The sequence below is a fragment of the Cobetia sp. 4B genome, assembly GCF_018831605.1.
In the GTDB taxonomy this organism is placed as follows: Bacteria; Pseudomonadota; Gammaproteobacteria; order Pseudomonadales; family Halomonadaceae; genus Cobetia; species Cobetia amphilecti.
On the sequence record NZ_CP059843.1, the window covers coordinates 4,000,097 to 4,025,072 of the forward strand.

Consider the following 24,976-nt stretch of genomic DNA (forward strand, 5'->3'; position numbering starts at 1 on the left):
ACCGAGTCAGCGCCACCTGCCCGAGCAGCGGTGGCATGAATCAGGAGAGAAGATGTCACTGCCTTCAGGATTTCGCCCTCTTGCACTGAGCACGGCCATTGCCGCCATCGTCATGAGTGGCCTGGCGCCGGCCATCAGCCATGCCGATACCCGCCCGGCTTCCGCGCCCGCGTCGTCCCTCGCGCCGGCCGCCAACTCCGCCTCAAGCACGGCGCCCGCCAGAGCCGAGCAGGCCAGTCCCGTTATCAAGAGCGAGAACGACCAGCGACTCTATCGCAGCCTGACCCTCGACAACGGCCTCAGGGTCCTGCTGGTCAGTGATGCCAAGGCCGACAAGGCCGCCGCCGCCGTCGATGTCGAAGTCGGCAGCGCCCAGGACCCCGACGATGTCCCGGGGCTGGCACACTTCCTGGAGCACATGCTGTTCCTCGGCACCGATCGTTATCCGAAGCCGGATGCCTACCAGGACTTCATCACCAAGCATGGCGGCCAGCACAACGCCTTCACCGCCAGCCAGGACACCAACTACTTCTTCGACATCGACCCGGATGCCTTCGATGAGGCACTGCCGCGCTTTGCACGCTTCTTCGTCGCCCCGCAGTTCAATGCCGACTACGTGGATCGCGAGCGCCATGCGGTCAATTCCGAGTATCAGGCACGCCTGCAGGACGATGGCCGGCGCATCTACGAGGCTGTCGAGGCGGCCCTCAACCCGCAACACCCCTTCAACCGCTTCAGTGTCGGCAGCCTCGAGACCCTCAAGGACACCGCGGCCGGCAGCCTACGCCAGCGACTGGTCGACTTCTATCAGGCCCACTACGGCGCCAACGTGATGCGCCTGTCTCTGGTCGGGCCGCAGTCGCTGGAAACGCTCGAACAGCTGGCCCGTGACAACTTCAGTGATGTGCCCGACCGCGGGCTGTCGCGCCCCGAGATCACCACGCCCCTGGCCAGCGGTGACGAGCTGCCGGCACGCCTTGAGGTCAAGGCGCTCAAGCAGGAGCGCAAGCTGTCGTTCATGTTCCCCATCGACGACCCGATTGCCCACTACCGCTCACAGCCGGTCAGCTACCTGGCCAACCTGATCGGTCATGAGGGCGAAGGCAGTCTGCTGGCGGTGCTAAAGGACAAGGGCTGGGCAGATGGCCTCTCGGCCGGCGGTGGCCTCAGTGATGGCGAGCATGCCCTGCTCAGCGTCGACATCAGCCTGACCCCGGAAGGCGCGCAGCATCAGGCGGAGATCCGTGCCGCGCTGTTCGACTATCTGGCGCTGATCCGCGCTGAGGGCATCAACGACTGGCGCTATACCGAACAGGCACAGCTGGGCGAGCAGAGCTTCCGCTTCCAGCAGCGCAGTTCGCCGGTCAATCTGGCCAGCAATCTGGCGATGATGATGACGCGCTATCCGATCGAGGACGTGCTGGCGGCGCCCTACCTGATGCAGGACTTCGATCCGGACCTGATCAAGGACACCCTCGCTCGGCTTACACCCGACAACCTGCTGGAGGTCTACTCCGGCCCGCAGGTGGAGGGGGATCAGCAGGGCGAGTGGTTCAAGGCGCCCTACACCCTGACGCGCCTGACGGCGGATGCCGCTGCTCAGACCGCCGGCGACGACACCCTGGCCAGCCAGCTGGCGCTGCCCAGGCCCAACCCCTATCTGGCCAAGGACTTCCGCGTACTCGACCTGGCCGACGCCAAGCCGAGCCAGTTGATCGATGAGCCCGGTGCCGAGCTCTGGTATCAGGGCGATGCAAGCTTCGGCGTGCCGAAGGCCGAATGGCGCTTCGGTCTGCTCAATCCCGACGTCAGTCGCTCGGTGGATGATCAGGCCATGAGTCAGGTGCTGGCGGCGTGGCTGAATGACAGCCTCAACGCGCGTCTGTATCCGGCACGTCTGGCGGGTCAGGATGCGCTGGTCTATGCCCATGGGCGTGGCATCACCCTGCAGTTCAGTGGCTGGCGCGATGGTCAGCAGCCGGAAATGCGCGAAGTGCTCGACCAACTGGTGAATGGCGAGATGGCCCCCGCCACCCTGGAGCGCATCACTCAACGCCTGCGTCGCAGCCTGCAGAATCGCGTTCAGGCACCGCTCTACACGCGCCTGGGTCGCAGCCTCAGCGAAACGCTGGTCGGCCTGCCGAGCACCGCCGCGCAACAACTGGCGGCCCTGGACAAGATCGACGCCCAGTCACTGGACAGCTTCCGCAAACGCTTCCTTGCCAAGCTGCACGTGCAGGCGATGGTGACCGGCAACCTGACCGCCGACCAGGCCCGCGAGACCGGCCAGCTGGTGATCAACGGGCTTGCGCCGCGCATCACGCGCGAGGCGGTACCAGACCTGGAAGTGCGTCAGGTCACCCAGCACACGTTACTGCGCCCGGACAGCACACGCGGCGATGCCGGCGCCCTGCGCTACCTGCAGGGCAAGGACCGCACGCTGCAGTCCCAGGCACGCATCGCGGTGCTGGGTCAGCTGCTCGAAGCGCCCTTCTACAGCCAGCTGCGCACCGAGGAGCAACTCGGCTATATCGTCTCCGCACGCTATTCGCCCATGCTCGATGCGCCGGGGCTGAGCCTGCTGGTGCAGTCGCCGTCCAAGGACAGCAAGACGCTGTTTTCGCGCATGGATGCCTTCCTCACCCGCTTCGACAGCCGCGTGCAGTCACTGGATGAGGCCGCGCTTGCCAGCTACCGTGACGCCGTCGTCGACAGCCTGACCCAGAAGCCCCGCAAGCTGTCCGAGCTGGCAGCGCGCAACTGGAGCGAGCTGAGCTTCGGCTGGACAGGCTTTGACCGCCGCCAGCAACTGGTCGCGGCCGTCGAACAGGTCAGCGCGCAGGATATCCGCGCCATCTGGCAGCAGCTGAATGACTCCAGCGCGCTGGAACTGGCCTTCGACCCCGGCACGCCCAGCGACTTCGACCAGCGCCTTACCGAACTGGACCTGCCGCCGCTGCCCGAGGCGCCGCGCGCCGAGACAGGCGCGACCCTGGCGGCACCCTCAGCCGAGGCCAGCGGCAATGCTCAGCATTGAGCCTCGCCGGCCCGCCAGCGGCTTGGCGGGCAAACAAGGCGCCGGCCCTCACCGGACGGGCGCCTGAAACGACAAGACCCCGACGAGGTGCAGTTCAATAACCGCGTCGGGGTCTTGTTCATTCATGCCTTGCCGGCAAGTACTGCAGGCCGGCTAGCCCGTCATCAGCCGAAGGCCTGCGGCGGCATGATGCCTTCCACGTACATCGCCAGTTCTTCGAGAATCTGCACGCGGTCCGGGTCCTGTTCGCTCTGGGCCAGACGCTGGATCTCGCTGACGAAGCCCTTCACGGTCAGGCTCGCGACCTGCTCATCGTTCATGCGCTCCCAGCGCCACTGCTCCCAGCGTTCGCGCTCGGCGGAATTGAGCGTGTAGCCGTAGCTGCGCGCACGATAGCGGAACAGCATCTCCTCGAGCCGTCCATCCTGGAAGGCGAACGGCGTATCGTCGAGCGCCTCGGGATGGGTGGCGCGTACCCGCTCCATCTCCTTGCGGTCCGCGGGCGAGAAGAAGCCACCGGAATAGAGCATCAAGTCCGGATCAGCCGGGCCGGCCGGCGGCGCCTCGGCGAACACCTGCGCCACCTTCACGCCGACACCGGCGTTGTCCTTCAGCCACTTCCAGTGCACGCGACACTGGGCGGGGTCGATCTTGAAGCGCGCGGCAATCTCGCCGTACTCGCCCTCATGCGGCCCTGACACATCCTTGAGCGCATTGGCCGGCAGCAGCACCGGGCTCTTGTTGAGGTGGATGACCTTGAGCGGAATCCGCTCCTCACCTTCCGCGAGGTCATCGGCACTGGCGAAGACACGGGCACGAATCTCTTCCGGTGACAGCTCCATCAACGGTGCCGGGTCTACCGAGAGGTCATAGACGATCACGCCATTGGCATTCGAAGGATGCTCCGCCAGCGGCACCACCAGCGCGCCACAGGCCCGCGAGGCCGGATAGCGACGCGAGATGTGCAGCATCGGCTTGCGTGCGCCGATATCCAGCAGGCTGGCGACATGGCGCTTGTTGCGCAGCTTGAGCAGGTAATCGAACAGGCGCGCATTGCGCGACTTGAGCAGGCGTGCCAGCGCGATGGTGGCGCGCACATCCACCAGCGCATCGTGCGCGCCGGCGTGCTCGATGCCATTGGCCGCCGTCAGATGCTCCAGACGGAAGCTGGGCGCACCATCTTCACGCTTGGGCCATTCGATGCCTTCCGGGCGCAGGGCATGGAAGGCGCGCACGACATCGATCAGGTCCCAGCGTGAATTGCCGTTCTGCCACTCACGTCCGTAGGGATCGAGGAAGTTGCGGTAGAACAGATGACGGCTGACTTCATCATCGAAGCGCAGGCTGTTGTAGCCCAGCGTGCAGGTCCCCGGCACGCTCATCTCGTCATTGATGCGCCCGGCGAACTCGGCCTCGGGGATGCCGCGACGTTCGGCCTGCTGCGGGGTGATGCCGGTGATCAGACACGCCATCGGCTGGGGCAGGAAGTCATCGGCCGGCTTGCAATAGAGGGTCAGCGGCTCGCCGATCTCATTGAAGTCAGCATCGGTACGGATGGCCGCGAACTGCGAAGGACGATCACGGCGCGGGTCGGCGCCGAAGGTCTCGTAGTCGTGCCACAGGAAGGTGGGCTCTGCCACAGGATGTCTCCACGCGGGCGGTCGAAAAATGAACGTGCCAGAGCACCGTCTCCAGCAAGGCTGGCACGGTGCTCTGGCAGGCAATGGGCATGGGCTGGGTCGGGACGTCGCAGGCGGTGCCCGCTCGGCAACGCCTCAGGTAGCAAGCACCCGACGCCCCGCGAACTCAGGCCTCGCCGGGGCGCGGCAGAGTGACGTTGAGCTCCAGCACCGAGCAGTCGTCTTCGCGGTCCAGCGAGATGTTGATGGCATCCTGGTCGACCTGCACATACTTGCGAATCACCTCGAGCAGCTCACGCTCCAGCATCGGCATGTAATCCGGCTGGTCACGCTGGCTGCGCTGGTGCGCGACGATGATCTGCAGCCGCTCCTTGGCGACATTGGCGGTCTTCTTGCGCTCTCGCTTCAGAAAATCCAGTAATTTCACTTGCGCCCCCCTCCAAACATTCTGGCCAGCAGACCGCGCTTCTCGACTTCATGGAAACGCAGCTGCACTTCCTCGCCCAACAGGCGGGACACGCAATCCACGTACGCCTGGCCGGCATCGCTCTTCTGGTCATGCGTGACCGGCACACCCTGGTTGGACGCGCGCAGCACGGCGTCGGATTCCGGAATCAGGCCGATCAGCGGGATCGACAGGATTTCCTGGATATCGGTCAGGTTGAGCATGTCACCGCCGGTGACGCGCGCCGGATGGTAACGGGTGATCAGCAGGTGTTCACGCACCGGGGTGTCGCCATTCTCGGCGCGACGCGTCTTGGAAGACAGCAGGCCGATGATGCGGTCGGAGTCACGTACCGAGCTGACTTCCGGGTTGGTCACCACCACGGCCTCGTCAGCGAAGTACATCGCCAGCTGGGCACCGCGCTCGATACCGGCCGGCGAGTCACAGATGACGTAGTCGAACTCCTCGCGCAGCGCGTCAAGCACCTTCTCGACGCCTTCCAGCGTCAGCGCGTCCTTGTCACGGGTCTGGGAGGCCGGAAGGATGTGCAGGTTGTCGATGCGCTTGTCGCGGATCAGGGCCTGCTTGAGATTGGCTTCGCCCTGGATGACGTTGACCAGGTCATAGACCACACGGCGTTCGCAGCCCATGATCAGGTCCAGGTTACGCAGGCCCACATCGAAATCGATCACTACGGTCTTGTTGCCGCGCAAAGCCAGTCCGGTGGCAATGGCGGCGGCGCTGGTCGTCTTGCCGACTCCGCCCTTGCCTGACGTCACTACGATAATCTTGGCCAAAGGTATCTTCCTTGCTGAGAGTCCCTCGCCGAGCGAGGATCACCTGTAAATATTGGATATCGTTCAGAACACAGTGCTGGGGTCAGCCGAGTCGTGCGATACAGAGTTGGTCGTGTTCAAGCACGACTTCGACATTGGCACCCAGCAGGCGATTGTCGATGTCATCGAGCCGCTTGTAGGTTCCGGCCACCGAGAGCAGCTCGGCGTGCAGTTCCTTGCAGTAGATGCTGGCGTTGCGATCGCCATGGATACCCGCCAGCGCGCGGCCACGCAGAGCGCCATAGATGTGCACACTGCCGGCGGCCAGGATCTCGGCACCGGCATTCACCGCGCCGATGATGACCAGATCGCCCTCCGGTGCGCTGACCTGCTGGCCCGAGCGCACGGTGCCGCGATACACCTTGCTGGCGTGGGCTGGCTCCGCTTTCTCGGCCGCGCTGTCCGCGACCGTCCCGGCAGGCTCGGCGACCGATTCAGCGGCCACCGGCGGCACGGACTCGAGGGAACGCCCGCGATTCTCCTGCGGCGGGAACCACCCCAGCCCCAACGCCCAGGCGGACTGACGCACCGGGTCTCCACCGCCACGCACCGCGACCGGCAGCAGCTTGTGCCCTCGGCAGACGGCACAGATGCGCTCCAGCGCCAGATGCGGCTCGTCGAGCTTCTCGACGCTCAGCACCACCGGCGTATGTTGAAAGAAGGCCGGCGACTGGCTGAGCTTGCTGGCCAGCTGAGCACGGATCTGCTCCGGATCACCGCTGACCAGCTCCATGACCGTCATCGGCAGCATGCCGCCCTTGAAGGTGAAGGCCTGAGGGGCCCTGTCCGTACTGAGACTCATGACCTGACTCCGGTTGCGTAAGGAGTGTCGAAGCCCTCCGACACTCTTGATGATGCACGTGCTGTTCACGGCATCCTCAAGGCGACCCTCGATTGGAAAGGCCACCTGAATAACATAGCTCGCCGTCGCACACGGCACAGCGACTGCTTGATAGGCGCCGAGCATGAATGACAGACACTGAATGGCATAGCGGTAACGTACAAAACTATGTGAGCGAACACAGTGCTGCAACTGATGATACGGCCAGCAGCAGGCACTGTCAGGTGTCGCGAGCCTACGACGTGGCTCCCTTGCCGACCTGTCACCCGCCGCCGGTCGCCCTGCACGCCGCCGCGCGCGTGCAATAAGGCACATCGATCGACATGCGATACCACACAACGGGGGGCTGTGACTGGTAAGATAGCGGGGTGACGAAATTCATGCGCCGTCACTCCGTCCACTCCGTCGTGCCCACCCGATTGCACCCGCCGAGTGTGCGGCCAATTGTTGCGCCCCTCTATTTTTTGCCTGGATAACCGCTCTCTCATGACCGGACTGCTCTCCCGCCTCACTGGCCGCCTGTTCACTCCTCGCTGGCAACACGCCAACCCTGCCATTCGCTCCGCTGCCACTGACCAGCTTGATCCGGAGATTCCAGACCAGCGCAAGATCCTGGAGACCCTGATTCTCGAAGATGACGCCCTGGAAGTGCGCCATGCCGCCCTGACGCGCATGCAATCTCCCGAGCGTCTGCTGCCGCTGCTCGACCGCGCCGATGGCCTGGTACGCGAGCGCCTGATCGAACTGTTGAGCGGCGGCCAGGATGCGCCCTCACTGTTGAGCCGTGAACAGCTGGTCGAGCGCCTGGACGATAGCGAACTGCTGTCCGCCGTGGCGTCCCGCGGCGACAACCAGCAACTGCGTCTGACCGCACTGAGCCGTCTGGAAGATGAAGAGGCGCTGATCCATCAGGCCTGCCACAACACCATCGCTGCCGTGCGCCATGCCGCTGCCGCCCGCATCACCAGCCAGGCCGGCCTCGAGCGTCTGGTGCGCGATGCCAAGCGGGACCGTCACGTGCAGCGTCAGGCACGCGACACCCTCGCCCAGCGCCGCGCCGATGCTCAGCAGGCCGATGCGCTGGCCGCCAGCCGCGATAACCTGCTGCGCCAGATGGAGAAGCTGCCGCGTCAGGCGTGGGAAGACAGCGTGCCCTCGCGTTACCGCTCGCTGCTGCGCGAGTGGGAGCGTCTGCCGGCCGCGGACTACGAGATTCAACAGCGCTTCGAAGAGGCCCGCCAGCAGGCGCACAAGGTCATCAGCGATCATGAGGCCCGCGAGGAAGCCATTCGCGCCCATGAGCGCCTGAGCGCCAACCTCAACACGCACCTGGAAGAGATTCTCAGCGCCGTGGATCAGGCGCGGGAAGACCTCTACAGCCGCGACTGCGTCAATGACCACGACTTCGCCAGCCTGCAGGCCCAGCGCCGTCTGCAGGGAGAGCGCTGGAGCGAGTTGACCGACCAGTTCTCGGCCCCGGCCGAACTGCTCGAACGTCAGCAGCGCCTGCAACAGCAGCTGCAGGACGCCCTCGATGCCTGGCATCGCCATCAGCTGTGCCAGGGCGAGCTGGATGCCGCGCTGGTCGACAATGACATCGACCAGCTGCGTCGTCTGGAAAGCGAAGTGGCCTGGCCTGCGGGTCTGCCGCAGACCGCCAGCCTGAGTGCGGTGCGTCAGGCGATCAGCGCGGCGCAGCCGGAAGAGCCGACAGAGGCAACGCAAGAGCAGGACGCGCTCGATGGCAGTCCTGCACAAGACGCCGAGTCAGCTGACGCCCCCCGCGCGGCCGACGGCAAGGCGAGCCTGGATCTGGACGCACTGGATGCCGAACTGGCACGCCTGGAAGCGGATCTCGATGCCGGCAAGCTCAAGCCGGCCAGCCGCCTGCATCGCTCACTGCGCGATCGTACCGAAGGCCAGCTCGACAATGCCCGCCAGACCCGCCTGCGCCAGCTGGGCGCGCGGGTCGCGGAACTCCGTGACTGGCAGAACTTCGTCGCGGCGCCCAAGCGCGAGCAGCTGCTCGAGGCCATCACCACCCTGAGCGAGCGCGATGACATCAGCGATGAGCAGCGCGACCGCCAGCACCAGCAGCTGATTCAGCAATGGCGCGAGCTGGGGGATGCGGCCGCCAGCCGCGATGCCAGCCAGGCGTTCCGCACCGCCTCTGACGCCATCAAGCTGCGCCTGCGGGATTACCGCGAATCGCGCAAGCAGCTGCGTGAACACAATCTGGCCATGCGCGAAGCGCTCTGCGAGCAGCTCGAATCGCTCAACGGCCACGCCATGGACGATGCCGACCCCGACTCCCTGCGCCAGATCCGTGATCGCGCCCGTGAGGAATGGCGTCGCCACACGCCGGTGCCCGCGGGCCCCGGTCGCCAGCTGTCGCATCGCTTCGGTGAGGCACTGACGGCACTGCAGGGGCTGATCGACAGCCGCGCGGGCCAGATCGCCGCCGCCAAGCAGGCACTGGTCGATGCCGTCGAGGCGCTGGCCAATGAGGACTCGCCGGCACGTGCCCGCGCCGAACAGGCCAAGGCCCTGCAGAGTCGCTGGCGCGAGATGGGCCGCGCGCCCAAGGGCGAAGAGCAACGCCTGTGGGCCGCCTTCCGCGCGGCGTGCGACCGCATCTTCGCCGCGCGCGATCAGGACCGCGAAGACCGCGACAGCCGCGAGCAGGCACGCCTGGATCAGTGGCAGGCGCTGATCGAACGTCTCGACAGCTGGGAGCCGGAGACACTGGAAGACGCCGCTCTGCTCGATGATGCCCTGAAGGAAGCCGACACCCTCGGCCCGCTGCCGCGCGGCAAGCGGGGCGACGGCATGCGTCGTCGCTGGACCGGCATTCTCAAGCGTCGCGAGCAGCGTCTGGATGAACTGCACGCCCTGCAACTGCGTGAGGAATGGCAGCAATGGCGTGACCTGCTCGAACAGCACGCCGTGGCGGATGCCAGCGCGCGCAACGGCGACGTGCAGGATGTCGAGCTGCCGAACACCTCGGCCTTCGACGACAACAGCCGTCAGGCCAATGCGGCGCGCAACCAGATGCGTCAGGCCCTGCCGAGCAACTGCAGCGCCGCCAACGAGCGCCTGGCCGAGCTGCGTGTTCACCTTGCCATTCTGTTCGAGGCCCCGCTGGGCAGCGAAGATGAATCACGCCGCCTGACCGTGCAGGTCGCGCGCATCAACCAGCAGCTGGGCGAGCGCATGGAGCGTGAAGAAGAGCTGGATGAGGTGCTGGATGCGCTGCTCGCCAACGGTCCGCTGGATTGGGACGCCTGGCAGACCGAACTGCCGCGCTTCGATGCGCTGTTCAATCACTGAGCCTGTGCTCTTGAGCTGGTGACGACGCGCTCGCAAGATTGAAATCATGGCAACGAAAAGCCCCCGTCTCGAGAGAGACGGGGGCTTTTTCATTCTCTTGCCAGGCGGGGCCGGGTGCCAACCCTGCTCTGGCTAGCGCTAGCGCAGAGCATCAGCCCATGAACTGGCCGCCATTGATATCCAGGTTGGCACCGGTGATGAAGCCGGATTTCTCGTCGGCCAGGAAGGCGACCGCACGTGCGATCTCGTCCGGCTGACCATAACGCTTGACCGGGATGGTCTCGCGGATCGATTCACGGATCTCTTCGGGGATCTTCATGATCATGTCGGTGGCGATGTAGCCCGGCGACAGGGTGTTGACGGTAATGCCCTTGGTCGCGGTTTCCTGCGCCAGCGCCATGGTCAGACCATGCATGCCCGCCTTGGCGGCCGAGTAGTTGACCTGCCCGAACTGGCCCTTGCGGCCATTGATGGAGGAGATGTTCACGATGCGGCCGTACTTGTGCTCCAGCATGTCATTGATGACGGCACGGCAGGTGTTGAAGACGCTGTCGAGGTTGCAGTTGATGACTTCGCGCCACTGCTCATAGCTCATCTTGCGCATGGAGGTATCACGCGTGATGCCGGCGCAGTTGACCAGAACCGCGATCGGACCGAAGCGATCGCGGATTTCGTTGACGCCTGCCTGACAGGCTTCGAAGTTGTCCAGCTCGATGCCGGACAGTGCGATGTTCTCGAACCCGGCAGCGCGCTGTTCCGACAGCCACCCCTCTGCCTTTTCCTTGTTCCTGTAACCCGCAATTACCTGATACCCCTGGTTCGCCAGCTCGCGGCAGATAGCGGAACCAATGCCACCGGTACCACCGGTAACCCATGCGACGGGTGCTGTTTGTGTCATCTTATTGTGTCTCCCTAATCCTGGAACGTCCTGTGTCCTTGGCTTGGGCACAGCTTGGCGAATCTGCGGACACCCCCGCCCTGAGAAAACGAGAATGCCTGCAACGACAACAATGACCCGCGTCTCTAACAGCCTGATGACAATCGTGCACTCTGTGACGCCTGCCATCCGCCTGCGCGAGGCGCGTCACCCTCAGTATGGACAGGATGCAGCGGGAATGTATGTAGCAGATCTCTCACACAAGATGCCGATAATCGCTCAAGAGGCGCAGACGGGTTGGTGACGACTCACCGGACACGAGAAGTTTGCGTCAATTACGGGATAACGGTTGACGCAGCACTGTATATCCTTATACTACGCCCCACGTTGATGCGGGGTGGAGCAGTCTGGTAGCTCGTCGGGCTCATAACCCGAAGGTCATCGGTTCAAATCCGGTCCCCGCTACCACTGACAAGTCGTTGCCTATCAAGGTAATTGCCGGTCAGACACCAACGTGATGTTGCGGGATGGAGCAGTCTGGTAGCTCGTCGGGCTCATAACCCGAAGGTCATCGGTTCAAATCCGGTTCCCGCTACCAACCTCTGATGCGTCAGAGTTGGAGCAAAGGCAGTACCCAGTGTTGCGGGGTGGAGCAGTCTGGTAGCTCGTCGGGCTCATAACCCGAAGGTCATCGGTTCAAATCCGGTCCCCGCTACCAAGAATTCGAAAGGCCTGATGCCATGCATCAGGCCTTTTTCGTATGCGTGAAATTGCTGTGCGATGATGGCGAGGAAGCCGGTTCACGAGCCTGGCTACCCCTATCCACACTGGGCCTCTTCACACTTGGCCCTTCACACTCATCACGTCAGTCCCAAGGGAGTGCCTGCATGCGCCACTGGCTGGTCAAGACCGAACCCGATGCCTTCTCGCTGGATGACCTGCGCCGCGAATCACCGGCGCTCTGGGATGGCGTGCGCAATTATCAGGCGCGCAACTTCCTGCGCGAGATGCAGCTCGGTGATGTCGTGCTCATCCAGCACTCCAGCTGCAAGGTGCCTGCGGTGGTCGGACTGGCCGTCGTCAGCGAACTCGCCCTGCCCGACCCGACGGCCAGTGATCCTGAGCACAAGGGCTTCGACCCACGTCAGGTGGCGGACATCGATGCCGACAAGCCTCCGCGCTGGGTCGCCCCGCGTCTGAGCTACCTTCGCTCGCTGCGCACCACCCTGCCCATCGCGCGCCTGAAGACCCGGCCCGAGCTGGCGGACAGCCACCTGGTGCGCCGCGCACGCCTGTCCGTGATGCCGCTCAGCGAGAGCGAAGCCGCCTGCATCGCCAGCCTGGCCGGCGACACCCTGCTGCCGTGAACCGACGTGCCCGAGGCGATCGCGCGAGGAAGTGTCCGGCAGCGCCTTGAACTCCACTGCGACGGGCCGCATCATCAGGCCAACCGGCTCGCCCGCGAGCCTTGAATCGCAGACAGAATTTCGGGGCATGCACCATGATCATCGATCCCAATACCGGCCAGCCACTGACCGGCAATGACACCACCGCCGCCCAGCCACAAGGGGTGGTCGGCGGCGGTGCCGCCAGTGCACCGCGCCAGGCAGAAGACGCCAACACCTACATCATCGATGTGGACATGAGCAATCTTCAGCAGGTGCTGGAAGCCTCACAGCAAGTGCCGGTACTGCTGGATTGCTGGTCGCCGCAGAGCGAGCACTGCCTCGTCCTGACGCCGATCCTCGAGAAGCTGGCACGTGAATATGCGGGCGGCTTCATCCTGGCCAAGCTGAACGCCGAGGAACAGCAGGACATCGCCGCTCAGCTGGGCGTGCGCTCGGTGCCGGACGTCAAGCTGGTCATCCAGGGCGGTCTGGCAGGCAACTTCACCGGCGCACGTCCGGAGGCCGAGATTCGCCAGTTCCTCGAGCAGCACAAGGTCCAGCCGGCGGCAGGAGCAGGTCCCAGCCTCGCGGAGCAGGCGGCCACTGCACTGGAAAGCGGCGACCTCGTCACCGCCAAGGCGCTGTATCAACAGCTGGCGCAGGAATCCCCCGAGACGCCGGAATATCGCATCCACCTCGCCTCGGTGCTGGTCGCCGAGGGCAATGGTGAAGAGGCCCGCCAGCTGCTGGACTCCCTCAAGCCGGAAGACCGTGACGGCGCCCAGGCGCGTGGCGTACGTGCGCGCATCGACTTCATCGCCGAGGCACCGTCTCCCGAAGAGGTGCAGGCGATGATCGAGCGGGACGACAGCGAAGCCCGCTACCAGCGCGCCATGCGTGATCTGGCGGATGGCCACTACGAGCTGGCGCTGGATGCCCTGATCAGCCTGGTGAAGACCGATCGCCAGTACGGCGATGATCTGGCACGCAAGACGCTGCTGCGTGTCTTCGACGCCCTCGGCGCGACCCATGAGCTGACCGTGCGCTTCCGTCGCCAACTGTTCGCTCTGATGTACTGATCGTGCTGATGTACTGATCGTGCTGATGTACTGATCGTGCTGATGTACTGATCGTACTGGCGTGCTGATGTACTGATCGTGCTGATGTACTGATCGTACTGGCGTGCTGATCGTACTAGTGTGCTGATCGTACTGGTGTGCTGACCGTACTGATGAGCTGACCGTACTGATGAGCTGATCACGCCACGCAGACGACAAGGCCCCGCCTCCGGTAAAGGAAGCGGGGCCTTGTCATTGAGGGCCTGCCGTCGCGCCGACTCAAGGGCTAACGACGGCTCCAGCCCTTGAGAAGCGAGGGGCGGGCACGCGATTCGCGCACGCTGGGCGGAAAGTCCACCTCTAGTTCCTGGCCCGCAGACTTCACGGCGTCTGGCGCAGACGGGGTGGCAGATGACGCCGCGGGAGCACGGCAGCGGGAAGATGGCGGCGATGAACGCGCCAGCCGCAGGCTCCCGCCCTGACAACACCATTCACGACAGGCCGTCACGCCTGCATCCCTGCTTGCTGGCCGCCCCTGTCGCGGCGTCTCTGCCACCTCATGTCTCATCGTCGCATCTCCTGATGACAAGCCCCTCCCGATGAGCGGCCTGGCTTCAGAGTTGACGATAATGATTCTCAATTCAAGTTTGCGATGAGCGATAGCTGCCAACGAAACGCCGCAGGCTGACCCAGATCAACTCCGGTGCTGTCGACTCCCCTTCTCGGCCGCTTCGCTCGCCCCCGCGACCCCTTCGCCAACCTCAGCCTTTCTGCAGGCGCTCATCCATCTGCTGCAGCGCCTTCTCCAGCTGCACGCGCGTGGTGCCGTAGTTCAAGCGCACGAAGCCCGGCCAGCCGAAGTCTGCGCCATCCGACAGCGCGACATCGCATTCCTCGAGCAGGGTCTGCTGCGGAGACTCCCCGAGCCCTGCCTTGCGCATATCCAGCCAGGCCAGATAGGTGGCCTGCGGGCGCGACATGCTGACGCCGTCCCAGCGTGCCACATGGCTTTCCAGCAGATCGAGGTTGTCACGCAGCACGCTCAGCAACTCCTGACGCCACGGCTCACCCTCGCGCCACGCCGCTTCGGTCGCGGCCATGCCCAGCACATTGGTATCGGGCATCAAGCCATTGGCGGCGCCGGTGAAGCGTGCACGCAGCTTGGGATCGGTGATCACCGCGCAGGCGAATGTCAGCCCGGCGGTGTTGAAGGTCTTGGAGGGCGCCCACAGGGTCACGCAGCGCGCCGCCAGTCGCTCGCTCAGGCTGGCCAGCGGAATATGGCGGGCCGTCGGGTCCACCACCAGATCAGCATGCAGCTCATCGGAGACCACCAGCAGATCGTGACGCTCGACCAGCTCCGCCAGCGCCTCGAGCTCTTCCTCGCGCCAGACGCGGCCGGTAGGATTGTGCGGGTGGCACCATAGCAGCAGCTCGGTCTCGGGCGTGATGGCCGCTTCCAGCGCCTCCAGGTCCAGACGCCAGGGGCCGCCTTGCGTCTCGGGCTCTGCCAGCGGCGCCATCTGCGCCAGTCGCCCGGTCTTCTGGGCCACCTTGAGGAAGGGCGGGTAGATCGGGGTCGTCGTGACCACACCCGCGCCGGGAGAGGTCAATGCCAGACTGGCCAGGTGCAAGGCCGGCACCACGCCCGGCAGCCAGACGATGGCGTCACGCGGCACCTCCCAGCCATAATGCTCGCGACTCCAGTCACACAGGCTATCATCGAGGCCCTCCGACGGCTTGGCATAGCCGTAGACCGGGTGCGCCACTCGCTCGGCCAGCGCTCGCGTCACGGCGGGCGGGGCGCTGAAGTCCATGTCGGCGATCCAGAGGGGCATGACGTCCGAGGCGTAGCGATCCCACTTCTGGGAAGGATACTGGCGTCGATCGAGCGGGGTGATGAAATCGAATGGCAAGATGGAGTCTCCCTGTGGCGGGCAAATTTGGCAGGCAACGCGAGCAGTGCTCTCGACTCACGCCGCCCTCGGGCGGCGAGAAGAATACCTGTGGACCAACTACAGCATAAGGCTTTGTGCATGTCTGAAGACACCTTTTACCCACAGGCCCAGCGCGGGCTGCCTGGTCTGTTGCGTGCCTGGCTGACCCATGGCCGCGGCGACAGTGAGCGCCTCGCCGTGCTGCTGGCCGATACCGCGCGCGTCGCAAGTCTTGGCCAGCCCGCCAGCAATCCCGATGGCGAGACGCTGGAGCAGTGGGCCGCCGAGGGCGGTGCGCCGCTGTGGGCACCCAAGGCAGCGCTGTTCCTGTTGATGCAGATGCCGGCACGCCCGGTGCCGCAGAGCCCGGATGATGCCTGCGCCTGGGCCTATTGCTGGTTACGCATGCGCGAACACGACAGTCCCACGGCCGCCCTGATGGCGCTGCCGGAACACCTGCGTCAGCCGCTGGCCTGGCCCATCGAAGCCGCCTGGCAAGACCTGACGCACCAGCGGCTGATCTAGCCGCGTCGATTTTGAACACTCGCAGCGCTGTTGGTGAGCAGCGCTGCGTTTCTCTGCTCTGCTCTCCTTCCTCACCGCCCTCCCCTGCTTTCCCTCCCCTGCTTACCCTCTCTTGCCTGCTCTATTTCCTTGTCCGCTCCCGCCCGTCCCTGTCCGCTGCGCTCTATCTCTGCCCGCACTCTCCTTGCGGCTCCTTTTCCTTGCGGCTCCCTCTCCTTGCGGCTCTTACTCCTTGCCCCTGCGAAACTCCCTGGTCACATCCTCTTCACTCCCGCTCCCCCCTGCCACTGATGGCGATTCTGATGGTGACCCTGCTGACGCCCTAAAGGACAGCTCGCCCCGCTCTCGGCATTGTTGACAGCCATGGGTAGCAGTTTTCTCAGCGAATATCGTCACCACCGGCTAATGGCGTAGCGGAAACCTGAGCCTCGTCAACGCGTAACTGACGCCATTTCGTTTAATCATCGTTTTGTGAAGCGTTACACCCGAAGGGATTTCTTGTGTGAGCGAGGAGTAAAGTTCTTTCAACCGCAACGAAACGGTAATTCAACAAGAATCCGCTGGCGCGACACGACGACCAGCAAGCTTCAGGAGAAGCTCCATGACCACCTCCCTGATTGTCGGACTGGATGGAACCCCGGGCGGCGACAGTGCCATTGCCTATGCCAAGCGCGTCGCCTCTCTGGTGGGCGCGGAAACCAGGATCATTCTCTGCTACGTGGTCGAATGGTCGCCCTACAGCTTCAACACGCCGGAGGAGAACGCCCAGCGTGCCAGCCGCCGTGAGAACGAGATCAAGCTGGCCCGCGAGCGTGTGCTGGCACCTGCCATCAGCGAGCTGGAAAAGGAGGGCTATCAGGTCGAGGGGCGTGTCCGCCACGGCGATGCCGCCGAGATCCTCAGCCTGCTGGCGCGTGAAGTGAATGCCGAGCAGATCATCGTCGGCCGCAAGGGGGAAAGCGTGCGCTCACGCATCTTCGGCAGCGTGACCGCCCACCTGATTCAAGAGGCCTCGGTGCCCGTCACCATCGTTCCCTGAGACAGGCGCCTCCCACACCCGCCGCCTGCAGAGATTCGCACCAGACAATAACGACAATTCGCTTTTCGAGGTTACCTCTCATGAGTCGATTCCGCTCCCTGGCCCCCTGGGCTGCCGCGATGGCAGCCCTCATGGCCGCAAGCTCTGCCCGTGCCGAAGGCATGGACCAGGCCATCAGTGACATCGTCGGACCGATCGTCAACCCGATCGTCTCGACCATCTTCTATTCCGTGCCGGTGGCCGGCACCCAGTTCCCGCTGATCGTCGGCTGGCTGATCATCGCGGCCGTCATCTTCACGCTCTATTTCGGCTTCGTGCAGTTCCGCCTGTTCGGCCATGCCATCCGTCTGGTCAAGGGCGACTACACCGACCCGAAGGATGAAGGCGAGGTATCCCACTTCCAGGCACTGGCCACGGCGCTGTCCGGCACGGTTGGCCTTGGCAACATCGCCGGCGTCGCGGTCGCCGTATCGCTGGGCGGCCCGGGCGCGACCTTCTGGATGATTCTGGCCGGTCTGCTCGGCATGGCCTCCAAGTTCTGTGAATGTACGCTTGGCGTTAAGTACCGCAACGTCAATGCGGATGGCTCCATCTCCGGCGGCCCGATGTACTACCTGTCCAAGGGCTTCGCGGAAAACGGCAAGGCGGGTCTGGGCAAGATTCTGGCGATCTTCTTTGCCATCTGTGCCATCGGCGGCTCCATCGGCGGCGGCAACATGTTCCAGGCCAACCAGTCCTATCAGCAGGCCGTCAACGTCACCGGCGGTGATGCCAGCTTCCTGGTCGGCTACGGCTGGCTGTTCGGTCTCGTGATGGCCGCCATCGTCGGCATGGTCATCATCGGCGGCATCAAGTCCATCGCACGTGTCACCGAGAAGCTGGTGCCGATGATGGCTGTCATCTACGTGATCGCGGCACTCATCATCCTCGGCTTCAACTTCAGTGCGATTCCGGCCGCCTTCGGCGCCATCATCGAAGGTGCCTTCGCACCGGTCGCGGTCGGCGGCGGTATCGTCGGCGTGCTGATCCAGGGCTTCAAGCGTGCTGCCTTCTCCAATGAAGCCGGTATCGGCTCCGCGGCCATCGCCCACTCTGCCGTCAAGACTTCCCAGCCGGCGACCGAAGGGATCGTCGCCCTGCTCGAACCGTTCATCGATACCGTCGTCATCTGCACCATGACAGCGCTGGTCATCGTCATCACCGGTGCCTATCAGGTTGAAGGCCTCGGCGGCGTCCAGCTGACCTCCTACGCCTTCGAGACCGCCTTCCCGTGGTTCCCGTATGTGCTGGCCCTGGCGGTGCTGATGTTCGCCTTCTCCACCATGCTGTCCTGGTCCTACTACGGCTTGAAGGCCTGGACCTACCTGTTCGGTGAGAGCAAGGGCTCCGAGATCGTCTACAAGTTGATCTTCCTCGCCTTCGTGGTCATCGGTTCCTCCATGAGCCTCGGTCCGGTCATCGACTTCTCCGACGCCATGATCTTCGCCATGTCCATCGCCAACATCATCGGCCTCTACTACCTGATGCCGGTCGTGAAGCGTGAGCTGGCCCAGTACATGGCCAAGCTGAAGTCCGGCGAGATCGCACCGGTCGACAAGGAGGCCAAGCGCCAGAACGCGTGATCTCCATCACGCCCAGGCGGGCCTGACACAGCTGTCAGCCGCCGCATGACCCAAGGCCCCTGCCCATCGGCAGGGGCTTTTTCGTTGTCGATCATGCAATTCCGTGCATTGGACGGCTGAAACCACCCAAGTCGGATTGCCGCAACGCAGCGCAATGGGTAGGGTGTGGCGCTCACTGGCCACACTGGCCGGAACCCGTATCAACGAGGACGTCTCATGCTCGCTTCCATGCATGCCATGGTGCTGCGCAACCCCGGCCCGGATGCCGACTTCGTGGCGACCGAATGCCCGCTGCCCACTCCCGGCCCCGGCCAGGTGCGCATTCGCGTCGCTGCCTCCAGCGTCAATCCACTGGATCTCAAGCTGGCCAGCGGCCAGGTGCCTCTCCTGCCGCCAGCACCCTGCGTGCTGCACGGCGACGTGGCCGGTGTGATCGATGCCGTCGGCGATGACGTGCTGGCCTTCTCGCCCGGCGACGAGGTGCTCGGCTTTGCCGGCGGTGTCGCCGCTCATCCGGGCGCGCTGGCGGATTACATGCTCGCCGATGAGCGCCTGATCACCCGCAAGCCGCGCCGCCTGAGCTTCATGGAAGCCGCCGCGTTGCCGGCAGTGTTCATCACCGCCTGGCAGGCACTGGTGGAGCGTGGCCGGCTGGAAGCGGGACAACGCGTGCTGATCCACGGCGGCGCCGGTGGCGTCGGCCATGTGGCATTGCAGATCGCCCGTTGCATCGGCGCGGAAGTCGCCACCACGGTGTCCAGCGATGACAAGGCCCGGGCGGCACGTGACTGCGGCGCGGACCACGTCATTCGCTACCGCGAGGAAGCCGTGGCCGATTACGTGGCCCGGCTGACGGGTGGCGAGGGCTTCGATCTGGTCTTCGATTGCGTCGGCGGCGACAACCTGGCCGCCAGCTTCGCCGCCAGCAAGCTGGGCGGACGCATCGTGACCATCAATGCGCGCACCACGGTGGATCTCTCACCGCTGCACGCCGGCAGCCGCAGTCTGGAAGTGCTGTCGATCCTGCTGCCGCTGACCGCGGGCATCGGGCATGAGCAGCAGCGCCAGGCGCTGGGCAAGCTGGTGGAACTGGTCGAGGAAGGCGAGTTCAAGGTGCGCCTCGATGAGCGCCAGTTCGACTTCAGCGAGGTCGCCGAGGCCCATCGTCATCAGGCCTCCGGCAAGGCAGTGGGCAAGATCTCGCTGGTGCGTCGTCAGTTCTGGGACGCCGCCCAATGAGCGCAGCGCTTCAGGGTGAGCTGGGCCTGCAACTGCTCAAGCTGCTGATCTCGGTGGCGGTGGTGATCGGGCTGTCATTGATCGCGGAGCGCCTCTCGACGCGCATGGCCGGGCTGCTGTCCGGCTACCCGCTCGGCACGGCCATCACGCTGGGCTTCATCGGCGTGGAGATCTCCCCCGAGTTCGCCGGCCAGAGCGCCGTCTACACTCTGGCCGGCTTCTCCTCGACGCTGGCGCTGGGGGTCGGCTACTGGCTATGCGGGCGCGCACAAGGGCTGCGCGGCGTCATCAACGGCACCCTGGGCGGCCTGCTGGGTTGGCTGCTCGCCAGTCTGGTGCTGGCGCAGTTCGAGTTCACGCGCGTCAGCGGCGTGATCGTGACGCTGATCGCCATCGTGCTGTGCATGCGCCTCTATCGCGGCGTACCGGAGAGCACGGCGCGCAAGTCGCCCTTCTCCTGGGTCTCGCTGCTGGCGCGCGCCGGACTGGCCGCCGGCATCGTGTTCGGCATCACCGCGCTGGCCCATCTGCTGCCGCCCTCGTGGGCAGGCCTGGTGGCGGCCTTCCCGGTCACCATGTACCCGCTGCTGGTGATTCTGCATCTCACCCAGGGGCCAGTGGCCGTCGCGACCGTCATCAAGCACTACCCGGCCGGCCTTGGCTCGCTATTGTGCTATGCGCTGGTGGTCTCGCTCAGCTACCCCGGCATGGGGGTCGGCCTGGGCACCCTGCTCGGTTTCATCGTGGCGACGGCGTGGCTGGGCGTGTTCACGCCGTTGCAACGTCGACTAGCCTCACGACGTACAGCCAGCGCCTGAGCTTCCTGATAGGCTGAAATGCCGCATGGATGCCCAGGAGCGATGACATGTACTTCAAGACGCTGGAACCGGCCTTCTACGACACCGATGCCCTCGGGCACGTCAACAACACGCGCCTGCCGGCCTGGTTCGAGTGGGCGCGCAATGACCTGTTCCGCGTCTTCGTGCCGGACCTCGACCCGCGCAAGTGGCCGCTGATCATGGCGCGCATCGAGGTCGACTTCCTCGCCGAGCTGCAATATGGCCAGCCGGTGGAGATTCGCACCTGGCTGTCGCGTCTCGGCGGCAGCTCCTTCACCGTGACCCAGGAAGCGTGGCAAAGCGGCGTCTGCGGCGCGCGTGGCCACTGCGTGCTGGTGCAGTTCGATCATCATGCCAAGCAGTCGCTGCCCATCGAGGGCGAGCTGCGCGCGACCCTGGTCAGCCATGTGCACGAGCACACCGACAGCGCCGAACTGGATGTCCCGGCCCTGCGCGAGGCCGCCCGGGCACTCGGGACGCACAGCGCCACCTCCGAGGGGAGCGTGCCGGCATGACACCCGCGCTCAAGCTGCTCAAGGGCAAGCCGCACCGCACACTCGAATATGCCCACGACCCGCGGGCTCCCGCCTACGGGGAAGAGGCCGCCCGCACGCTGGGGCTTGATCCCGCCCAGGTCTTCAAGACCCTCGTCTGCCAGCTGGAAGGCGGCAATGCACGTCAGCCGCTGGTGGTCGCCGTGGTGCCGGTCAGCGGTACGCTCGACCTCAAAGCACTGGCACGCGCCTGCGGGGCACGCAAGGCGGCGCTGGCCGCGCATGAGGCCGCCGAACGTGCCACCGGCTATGTGGTCGGCGGCATCAGTCCGCTGGGTCAGAAGAAGCGCCTGCCACTGTGGGTCGATGACAGCGCCGCGACACAGGCGGAAATCTTCATCAGCGGCGGCCGCCGTGGACTGGAGATAGCGCTCGCCCCCGCGTTACTGTGTGAGCTGGGCAATGGCCAGTTCGCCCCGCTGGCCCGTGACGACTGATGACCACGGGCCAGGCATTCCAGCACAGGCACTTCATGGCAGCCCCTGCATGATGGACTCTCCATGACGGCTCTCCATGACGAGCACCCGCCATAGCACCGCGTCAGCGAGGAGGCCCGATGGGCATTCGCTACAGCAAGTGGATCTACCCGGACATGACCGAGCTGCATGCGCAGGTCGAGGCGGCGCTGGAGCACTGGTTCAGTGAGCGCTTCGCCGACTACCCGCACATCAGCTTGCCGGGCCTTGACCCCTACGATTATGATGGCTGGTTCAATCGTCTGGCCCCGGAGCTGATGGCGCGCGGCAGTGACTACTGCGAGCGTGAGTGGCATGGCTATGTGCCGAGCCCCCAGCAGCTCAACCAGGCTTTCTTCCGGGCCGTATCCCGGTCCAACAAGTGTGTGCTGGAGCCTGACCGCAAGCATGGTGATCCTGACCAATCATAGTCCCGACGCGCGGGAGCTCGAGATCATCGAGCGCCAGCTCGGGCGCAAGCCGCGCGGCATCCAGGCCGTGGCCGCCACCGATGGCGAGGGCACTCCGCTGGTGCTGCGCATGCATTCGCTGGTGGACGGCAAGCCCTTCCCGACCCTCTACTGGCTGTGCGATGAACGCCTCAAGATCTCGCTGTCACGCATCGAGGCCGAAGGCGTCATCAAGGGGCTGGAAGAACGCCTCAAGACCGACGAGGAACTGCTGGCGCGCTACCGTGCCAGCCATGAGGCCTATGTCGCCGAACGCTGGAGCTTCATGAGCGAGGCCGAGCGCAACGCCATCGAGTCCCAGGGCTTCGCCGACCTGATGCGTGAACGTGGCGTCGGCGGCATCCGTGACTGGAATCAGGTGCGCTGCCTGCACACCCAGTACGCCCAGCATCTCGCCTACGCTGAGGGCAACGCCATCGGTCACTGGGTCGATGCCCATTACGACGTGCTGTCCGAGCTGCCCTGAGCTCTGGCGACGATCGACCCGACGCCTTCTGCTTGAAGGCAGAAGACGAAGAAGCCCGCCAATTGGCGGGCTTCTTGCGTCGGGACGAGCGTCAGGCCTACAGCGAGTGCGCGAAGACCAGCGCGATGCACAGCGGGCAGATCAGGCGCACGTACCACGGCCAGATCTTCCAGAACAGGCTGGACTCGATGTCCGGCGCCCCGCTCTGGATCTCCTTGAGCAGCGCATGGCGCGACATCGCCCAGCCGACCAGCAGGCACATCACCAGCGCGACCAGCGGCTGGCTGTACTGGGTGGTCAACATGATCACCAGGCCGAACAGTGCCCCGAAGTTGGCGGCGATGGTCAGGCTGATGGCCATGATGGCGGCGCCGACGGCCAGGGTGGCGGCACGCCGACCCAGCCAGCCACGCTCGACCACGAAGGATACCGGCACTTCCAGCATCGAGATGGAAGAGGTGATGCCCGCCACGCTCATCAGCGCGAAGAACGCCACCATCAAGACGTCACCTGCGCCGCCCATCTGGCCGAACAGCGCCGGCAGCGTGTCGAACAGCAGGGTGTCCGAGCTCTTGAGCAGGCCATCGGCATCGAAGATCTCGACGCCCAGATGACGCGCGGCATACATGGCCGGAATCACCAGCAGGCCGGCGAGGAAGGCGATGCCGACATCGATCAGCGTCACCAGCACGCCCAGACGCGGCAGATTCTGCTCCGGCCCCAGATAGGAGCCGTAGATCAGCATCGCGCCCACGCCGAGAGACAGCGAGAAGAACGCCTGGCCCATCGCGCTCAGCATCAGGTCGGCATCGAAGATGCGGCCCCACTGCGGCGTCAGATAGACACTCAGGCCTTCATCGGCGCCCGGCAGGGTCAGCACGTAGCCGATCAGCCCGACCAGCAGCATCAGCAACAGCGGCATCAGACGCGTGGACCACTTCTCGATCCCGCCGCGCACACCACCGACCACGATCGCCATCGTCAACGCGAGGAAGACCGCCGTCAGCGAGACATTGCGCGTGAAGTCGAAGGTGGTCAGCCAGCTGGCGGCGGAGCTCATGCCCAGCGCCTCGCTGACCGGCGCGGCGGTATAGCCCAGCAGCCAGCCCGCGACGATGGCATAGAAGGCCAGAATCAGACTGGCGGTCAGCATGCCCGCCCAGCCCGCCAACGCGCCGAAACGCTTGGTGATGCCTCGACCGAGACTCATGCTGGTGACGATGTTGGCCTGACCATGGCGGCCGATGACCAGCTCGGCCATCAAGGCCGGCCATGCCAGCAGGAAGGCCAGCACCAGATACATCACCACGAAGGCCCCGCCTCCGTTGTTGGCCGTCTGGGACGGAAAGCCCCAGACGTTGCCAAGTCCTACTGCCGAACCAGCGGCGGCCATCAAGAAGCCCAGCCGACTGGCAAAGCGTCCGCGCACCTGCGCCATCTGCCTCTCCTGCCTTGTTGTTCCGCGTCCGTCGAAGACGACGTCGCGATGAGTTGGGGCGCATCCCGATGCAAGCTCACGGGGCGCCAGCGCCCGCCAGCCGTCGCCTGCGGGGGCGGCAAGGGTAGCAGAGCAGGCCCGCGAATGCAGGCGACAACGCCGAAAGTCAGCACGCGCCCGCGTTGGCCACGGGGCAATGCCGAGTTCCTCACCGGCGTCATAGCGTCGCCGCACAACTCGCGTAGGATAGGCAGGACATGACATCAAGGCACGGCAGCCAGCAGTGAGCGCCGCCGAGAAACATTCAGGAGAGCAACATGCATCGCATCTGTGTCTATCTGGGCTCCCGCGAGGGCGTCTCCCCACAGCACCGCCAACTGGCCGAAGCCCTGGGCACGGCCATCGCCGAGCGCGGCTGGGGACTGGTCTACGGAGGCGCGCGCGCCGGGCTGATGGGGGCGTTGGCAGATGCCGCGCTGGCAGCGGGCGGTGAGGTGATCGGCGTGATCCCCCAGGCACTGGTACGCAACGAGAAGGCGCATACCGGTCTGACGCGCTTGATCGAGGTGGCGGACATGCACGAGCGCAAGGCGCAGATGGCCGCGCTGGCGGATGCCTTCGTGACCCTGCCCGGCGGGATTGGCACCCTGGAGGAATTGTTCGAGACCTGGACCTGGCAGTATCTGCGCTTTCACGCCAAGCCGATCGCCGTCCTCGACAGTGACGGCTTCTTCGCGCCCCTGCTCGAGTTCCTGGACCGCACCGTCGAGGCGGGCTTCCTCGATGCGGACACTCGCGCGCGTCTGATCAGCGAGCGCGAGATCGCGCCCCTGCTGAAGCGTCTGGCGCCCGAGACCTGAGACCTGAGACCTGACAGGCTGGCGCGTCACTCCCCATCAAGCGCATGATGCCGGCGCCATGGGGAGTGGCTCTGCGAGCG

General features: G+C 65.0%; 20 protein-coding genes, 3 tRNA genes and 1 pseudogene. 17 read left to right on the forward strand and 7 right to left on the reverse strand.

From position 1 onward, the window contains the following. The first annotated feature begins 52 nt into the window (after positions 1-52). Complete coding sequence (locus tag H2O77_RS16365) at positions 53-3,037, forward strand: insulinase family protein (protein WP_215823556.1); 2,985 nt, start codon at positions 53-55, stop codon at positions 3,035-3,037. 164 nt (positions 3,038-3,201) lie between these two features. Here H2O77_RS16365 and sbcB read toward each other — a convergent pair whose 3' ends face one another. The 4 genes from sbcB to minC all read right to left on the reverse strand — a co-directional run bounded on the left by sbcB (position 3,202) and on the right by minC (position 6,760). Next, positions 3,202-4,677, reverse strand: a complete 1,476-nt coding sequence (sbcB, locus tag H2O77_RS16370; RefSeq protein ID WP_043336470.1) for an exodeoxyribonuclease I — start codon at positions 4,675-4,677, stop codon at positions 3,202-3,204. Positions 4,678-4,843: 166 nt separating this feature from the next. Further along, positions 4,844-5,104: a cell division topological specificity factor MinE gene (gene minE / locus H2O77_RS16375; protein WP_043336475.1), complete on the reverse strand. Its 261-nt coding sequence runs from the start codon at positions 5,102-5,104 to the stop codon at positions 4,844-4,846. Continuing rightward, positions 5,101-5,919 (reverse strand): septum site-determining protein MinD, encoded by an 819-nt coding sequence (minD, locus tag H2O77_RS16380; protein WP_054557277.1) that lies wholly within the window; start codon positions 5,917-5,919, stop codon positions 5,101-5,103. Before minD ends, minE begins: the two co-directional genes overlap by 4 nt. Before the next feature lie 82 nt (positions 5,920-6,001). After that, the gene (gene minC / locus H2O77_RS16385) at positions 6,002-6,760 is read right to left on the reverse strand and encodes a septum site-determining protein MinC (protein WP_215823557.1); all 759 of its coding nucleotides are present in this window, start codon (positions 6,758-6,760) and stop codon (positions 6,002-6,004) included. A 525-nt stretch (positions 6,761-7,285) separates the two neighbouring features. On the opposite strand from minC, the gene H2O77_RS16390 reads away from it, so the two are divergent. Further along, the gene (locus H2O77_RS16390) at positions 7,286-10,129 is read left to right on the forward strand and encodes a DUF349 domain-containing protein (protein ID WP_215823558.1); all 2,844 of its coding nucleotides are present in this window, start codon (positions 7,286-7,288) and stop codon (positions 10,127-10,129) included. Between the two features lie 151 nt (positions 10,130-10,280). Here the strand turns inward: H2O77_RS16390 and phbB are convergent, their stop codons facing one another. Then, positions 10,281-11,027 carry an acetoacetyl-CoA reductase gene (gene phbB, locus H2O77_RS16395; RefSeq protein WP_215823559.1) on the reverse strand — a complete coding sequence of 249 codons (747 nt, stop codon included), beginning with the start codon at positions 11,025-11,027 and terminating at the stop codon, positions 10,281-10,283. 370 nt (positions 11,028-11,397) lie between these two features. Here phbB and H2O77_RS16400 point away from each other — a divergent pair. The 5 genes from H2O77_RS16400 to H2O77_RS16420 all read left to right on the forward strand — a co-directional run bounded on the left by H2O77_RS16400 (position 11,398) and on the right by H2O77_RS16420 (position 13,473). Beyond that, positions 11,398-11,474 (forward strand) — tRNA-Met (locus tag H2O77_RS16400). A gap of 53 nt (positions 11,475-11,527) precedes the next feature. After that, a tRNA-Met gene (locus tag H2O77_RS16405) sits at positions 11,528-11,604 on the forward strand. Positions 11,605-11,647: 43 nt separating this feature from the next. After that, a tRNA-Met gene (locus tag H2O77_RS16410) sits at positions 11,648-11,724 on the forward strand. 169 nt (positions 11,725-11,893) lie between these two features. After that, positions 11,894-12,373 carry an EVE domain-containing protein gene (locus H2O77_RS16415; protein ID WP_215823560.1) on the forward strand — a complete coding sequence of 160 codons (480 nt, stop codon included), beginning with the start codon at positions 11,894-11,896 and terminating at the stop codon, positions 12,371-12,373. 134 nt (positions 12,374-12,507) lie between these two features. After that, positions 12,508-13,473 (forward strand): tetratricopeptide repeat protein, encoded by a 966-nt coding sequence (locus H2O77_RS16420; RefSeq protein WP_043336518.1) that lies wholly within the window; start codon positions 12,508-12,510, stop codon positions 13,471-13,473. Between the two features lie 740 nt (positions 13,474-14,213). Here the strand turns inward: H2O77_RS16420 and H2O77_RS16425 are convergent. Continuing rightward, positions 14,214-15,368 (reverse strand): PatB family C-S lyase, encoded by a 1,155-nt coding sequence (locus H2O77_RS16425; RefSeq protein ID WP_043336521.1) that lies wholly within the window; start codon positions 15,366-15,368, stop codon positions 14,214-14,216. 120 nt (positions 15,369-15,488) lie between these two features. Between H2O77_RS16425 and H2O77_RS16430 the strand changes: the two genes are divergently transcribed. The 9 genes and pseudogenes from H2O77_RS16430 to H2O77_RS16470 all read left to right on the forward strand — a co-directional run bounded on the left by H2O77_RS16430 (position 15,489) and on the right by H2O77_RS16470 (position 22,598). Next, the gene (locus H2O77_RS16430) at positions 15,489-15,914 is read left to right on the forward strand and encodes a hypothetical protein (protein ID WP_213114765.1); all 426 of its coding nucleotides are present in this window, start codon (positions 15,489-15,491) and stop codon (positions 15,912-15,914) included. Between the two features lie 601 nt (positions 15,915-16,515). Then, positions 16,516-16,953: a universal stress protein gene (locus tag H2O77_RS16435; RefSeq protein WP_043336528.1), complete on the forward strand. Its 438-nt coding sequence runs from the start codon at positions 16,516-16,518 to the stop codon at positions 16,951-16,953. Positions 16,954-17,033: 80 nt separating this feature from the next. Beyond that, positions 17,034-18,575, forward strand: coding sequence for an alanine/glycine:cation symporter family protein (locus H2O77_RS16440; protein ID WP_054557282.1), 1,542 nt, complete (start codon positions 17,034-17,036; stop codon positions 18,573-18,575). 216 nt (positions 18,576-18,791) lie between these two features. After that, positions 18,792-19,814, forward strand: a complete 1,023-nt coding sequence (locus tag H2O77_RS16445) for a zinc-binding dehydrogenase (protein ID WP_215823561.1) — start codon at positions 18,792-18,794, stop codon at positions 19,812-19,814. After that, complete coding sequence (locus tag H2O77_RS16450; protein WP_043336537.1) at positions 19,811-20,632, forward strand: hypothetical protein; 822 nt, start codon at positions 19,811-19,813, stop codon at positions 20,630-20,632. The genes H2O77_RS16445 and H2O77_RS16450 overlap by 4 nt, the downstream gene beginning before the upstream one ends. Before the next feature lie 47 nt (positions 20,633-20,679). Next, positions 20,680-21,078, forward strand: a pseudogene (locus H2O77_RS16455) (thioesterase family protein); the annotation flags it as partial. Positions 21,079-21,164: 86 nt separating this feature from the next. Continuing rightward, on the forward strand, positions 21,165-21,644 hold the full coding sequence (locus H2O77_RS16460; protein WP_054557284.1) for an aminoacyl-tRNA deacylase: 480 nt from the start codon (positions 21,165-21,167) through the stop codon (positions 21,642-21,644). Positions 21,645-21,763: 119 nt separating this feature from the next. Then, entirely contained in the window at positions 21,764-22,093 is a 330-nt protein-coding gene (locus H2O77_RS16465; protein WP_043336543.1) for a hypothetical protein, read from the forward strand. Continuing rightward, the gene (locus H2O77_RS16470; RefSeq protein ID WP_215823562.1) at positions 22,071-22,598 is read left to right on the forward strand and encodes a DUF501 domain-containing protein; all 528 of its coding nucleotides are present in this window, start codon (positions 22,071-22,073) and stop codon (positions 22,596-22,598) included. The genes H2O77_RS16465 and H2O77_RS16470 overlap by 23 nt, the downstream gene beginning before the upstream one ends. A gap of 97 nt (positions 22,599-22,695) precedes the next feature. On the opposite strand, the gene H2O77_RS16475 is transcribed toward H2O77_RS16470, so the two are convergent. Then, positions 22,696-24,036, reverse strand: a complete 1,341-nt coding sequence (locus H2O77_RS16475; RefSeq protein ID WP_215823563.1) for a sodium-dependent transporter — start codon at positions 24,034-24,036, stop codon at positions 22,696-22,698. A 317-nt stretch (positions 24,037-24,353) separates the two neighbouring features. On the opposite strand from H2O77_RS16475, the gene H2O77_RS16480 reads away from it, so the two are divergent. Then, the gene (locus H2O77_RS16480) at positions 24,354-24,896 is read left to right on the forward strand and encodes a TIGR00730 family Rossman fold protein (RefSeq protein WP_043336551.1); all 543 of its coding nucleotides are present in this window, start codon (positions 24,354-24,356) and stop codon (positions 24,894-24,896) included. The last annotated feature ends 80 nt before the right edge of the window (positions 24,897-24,976 follow it).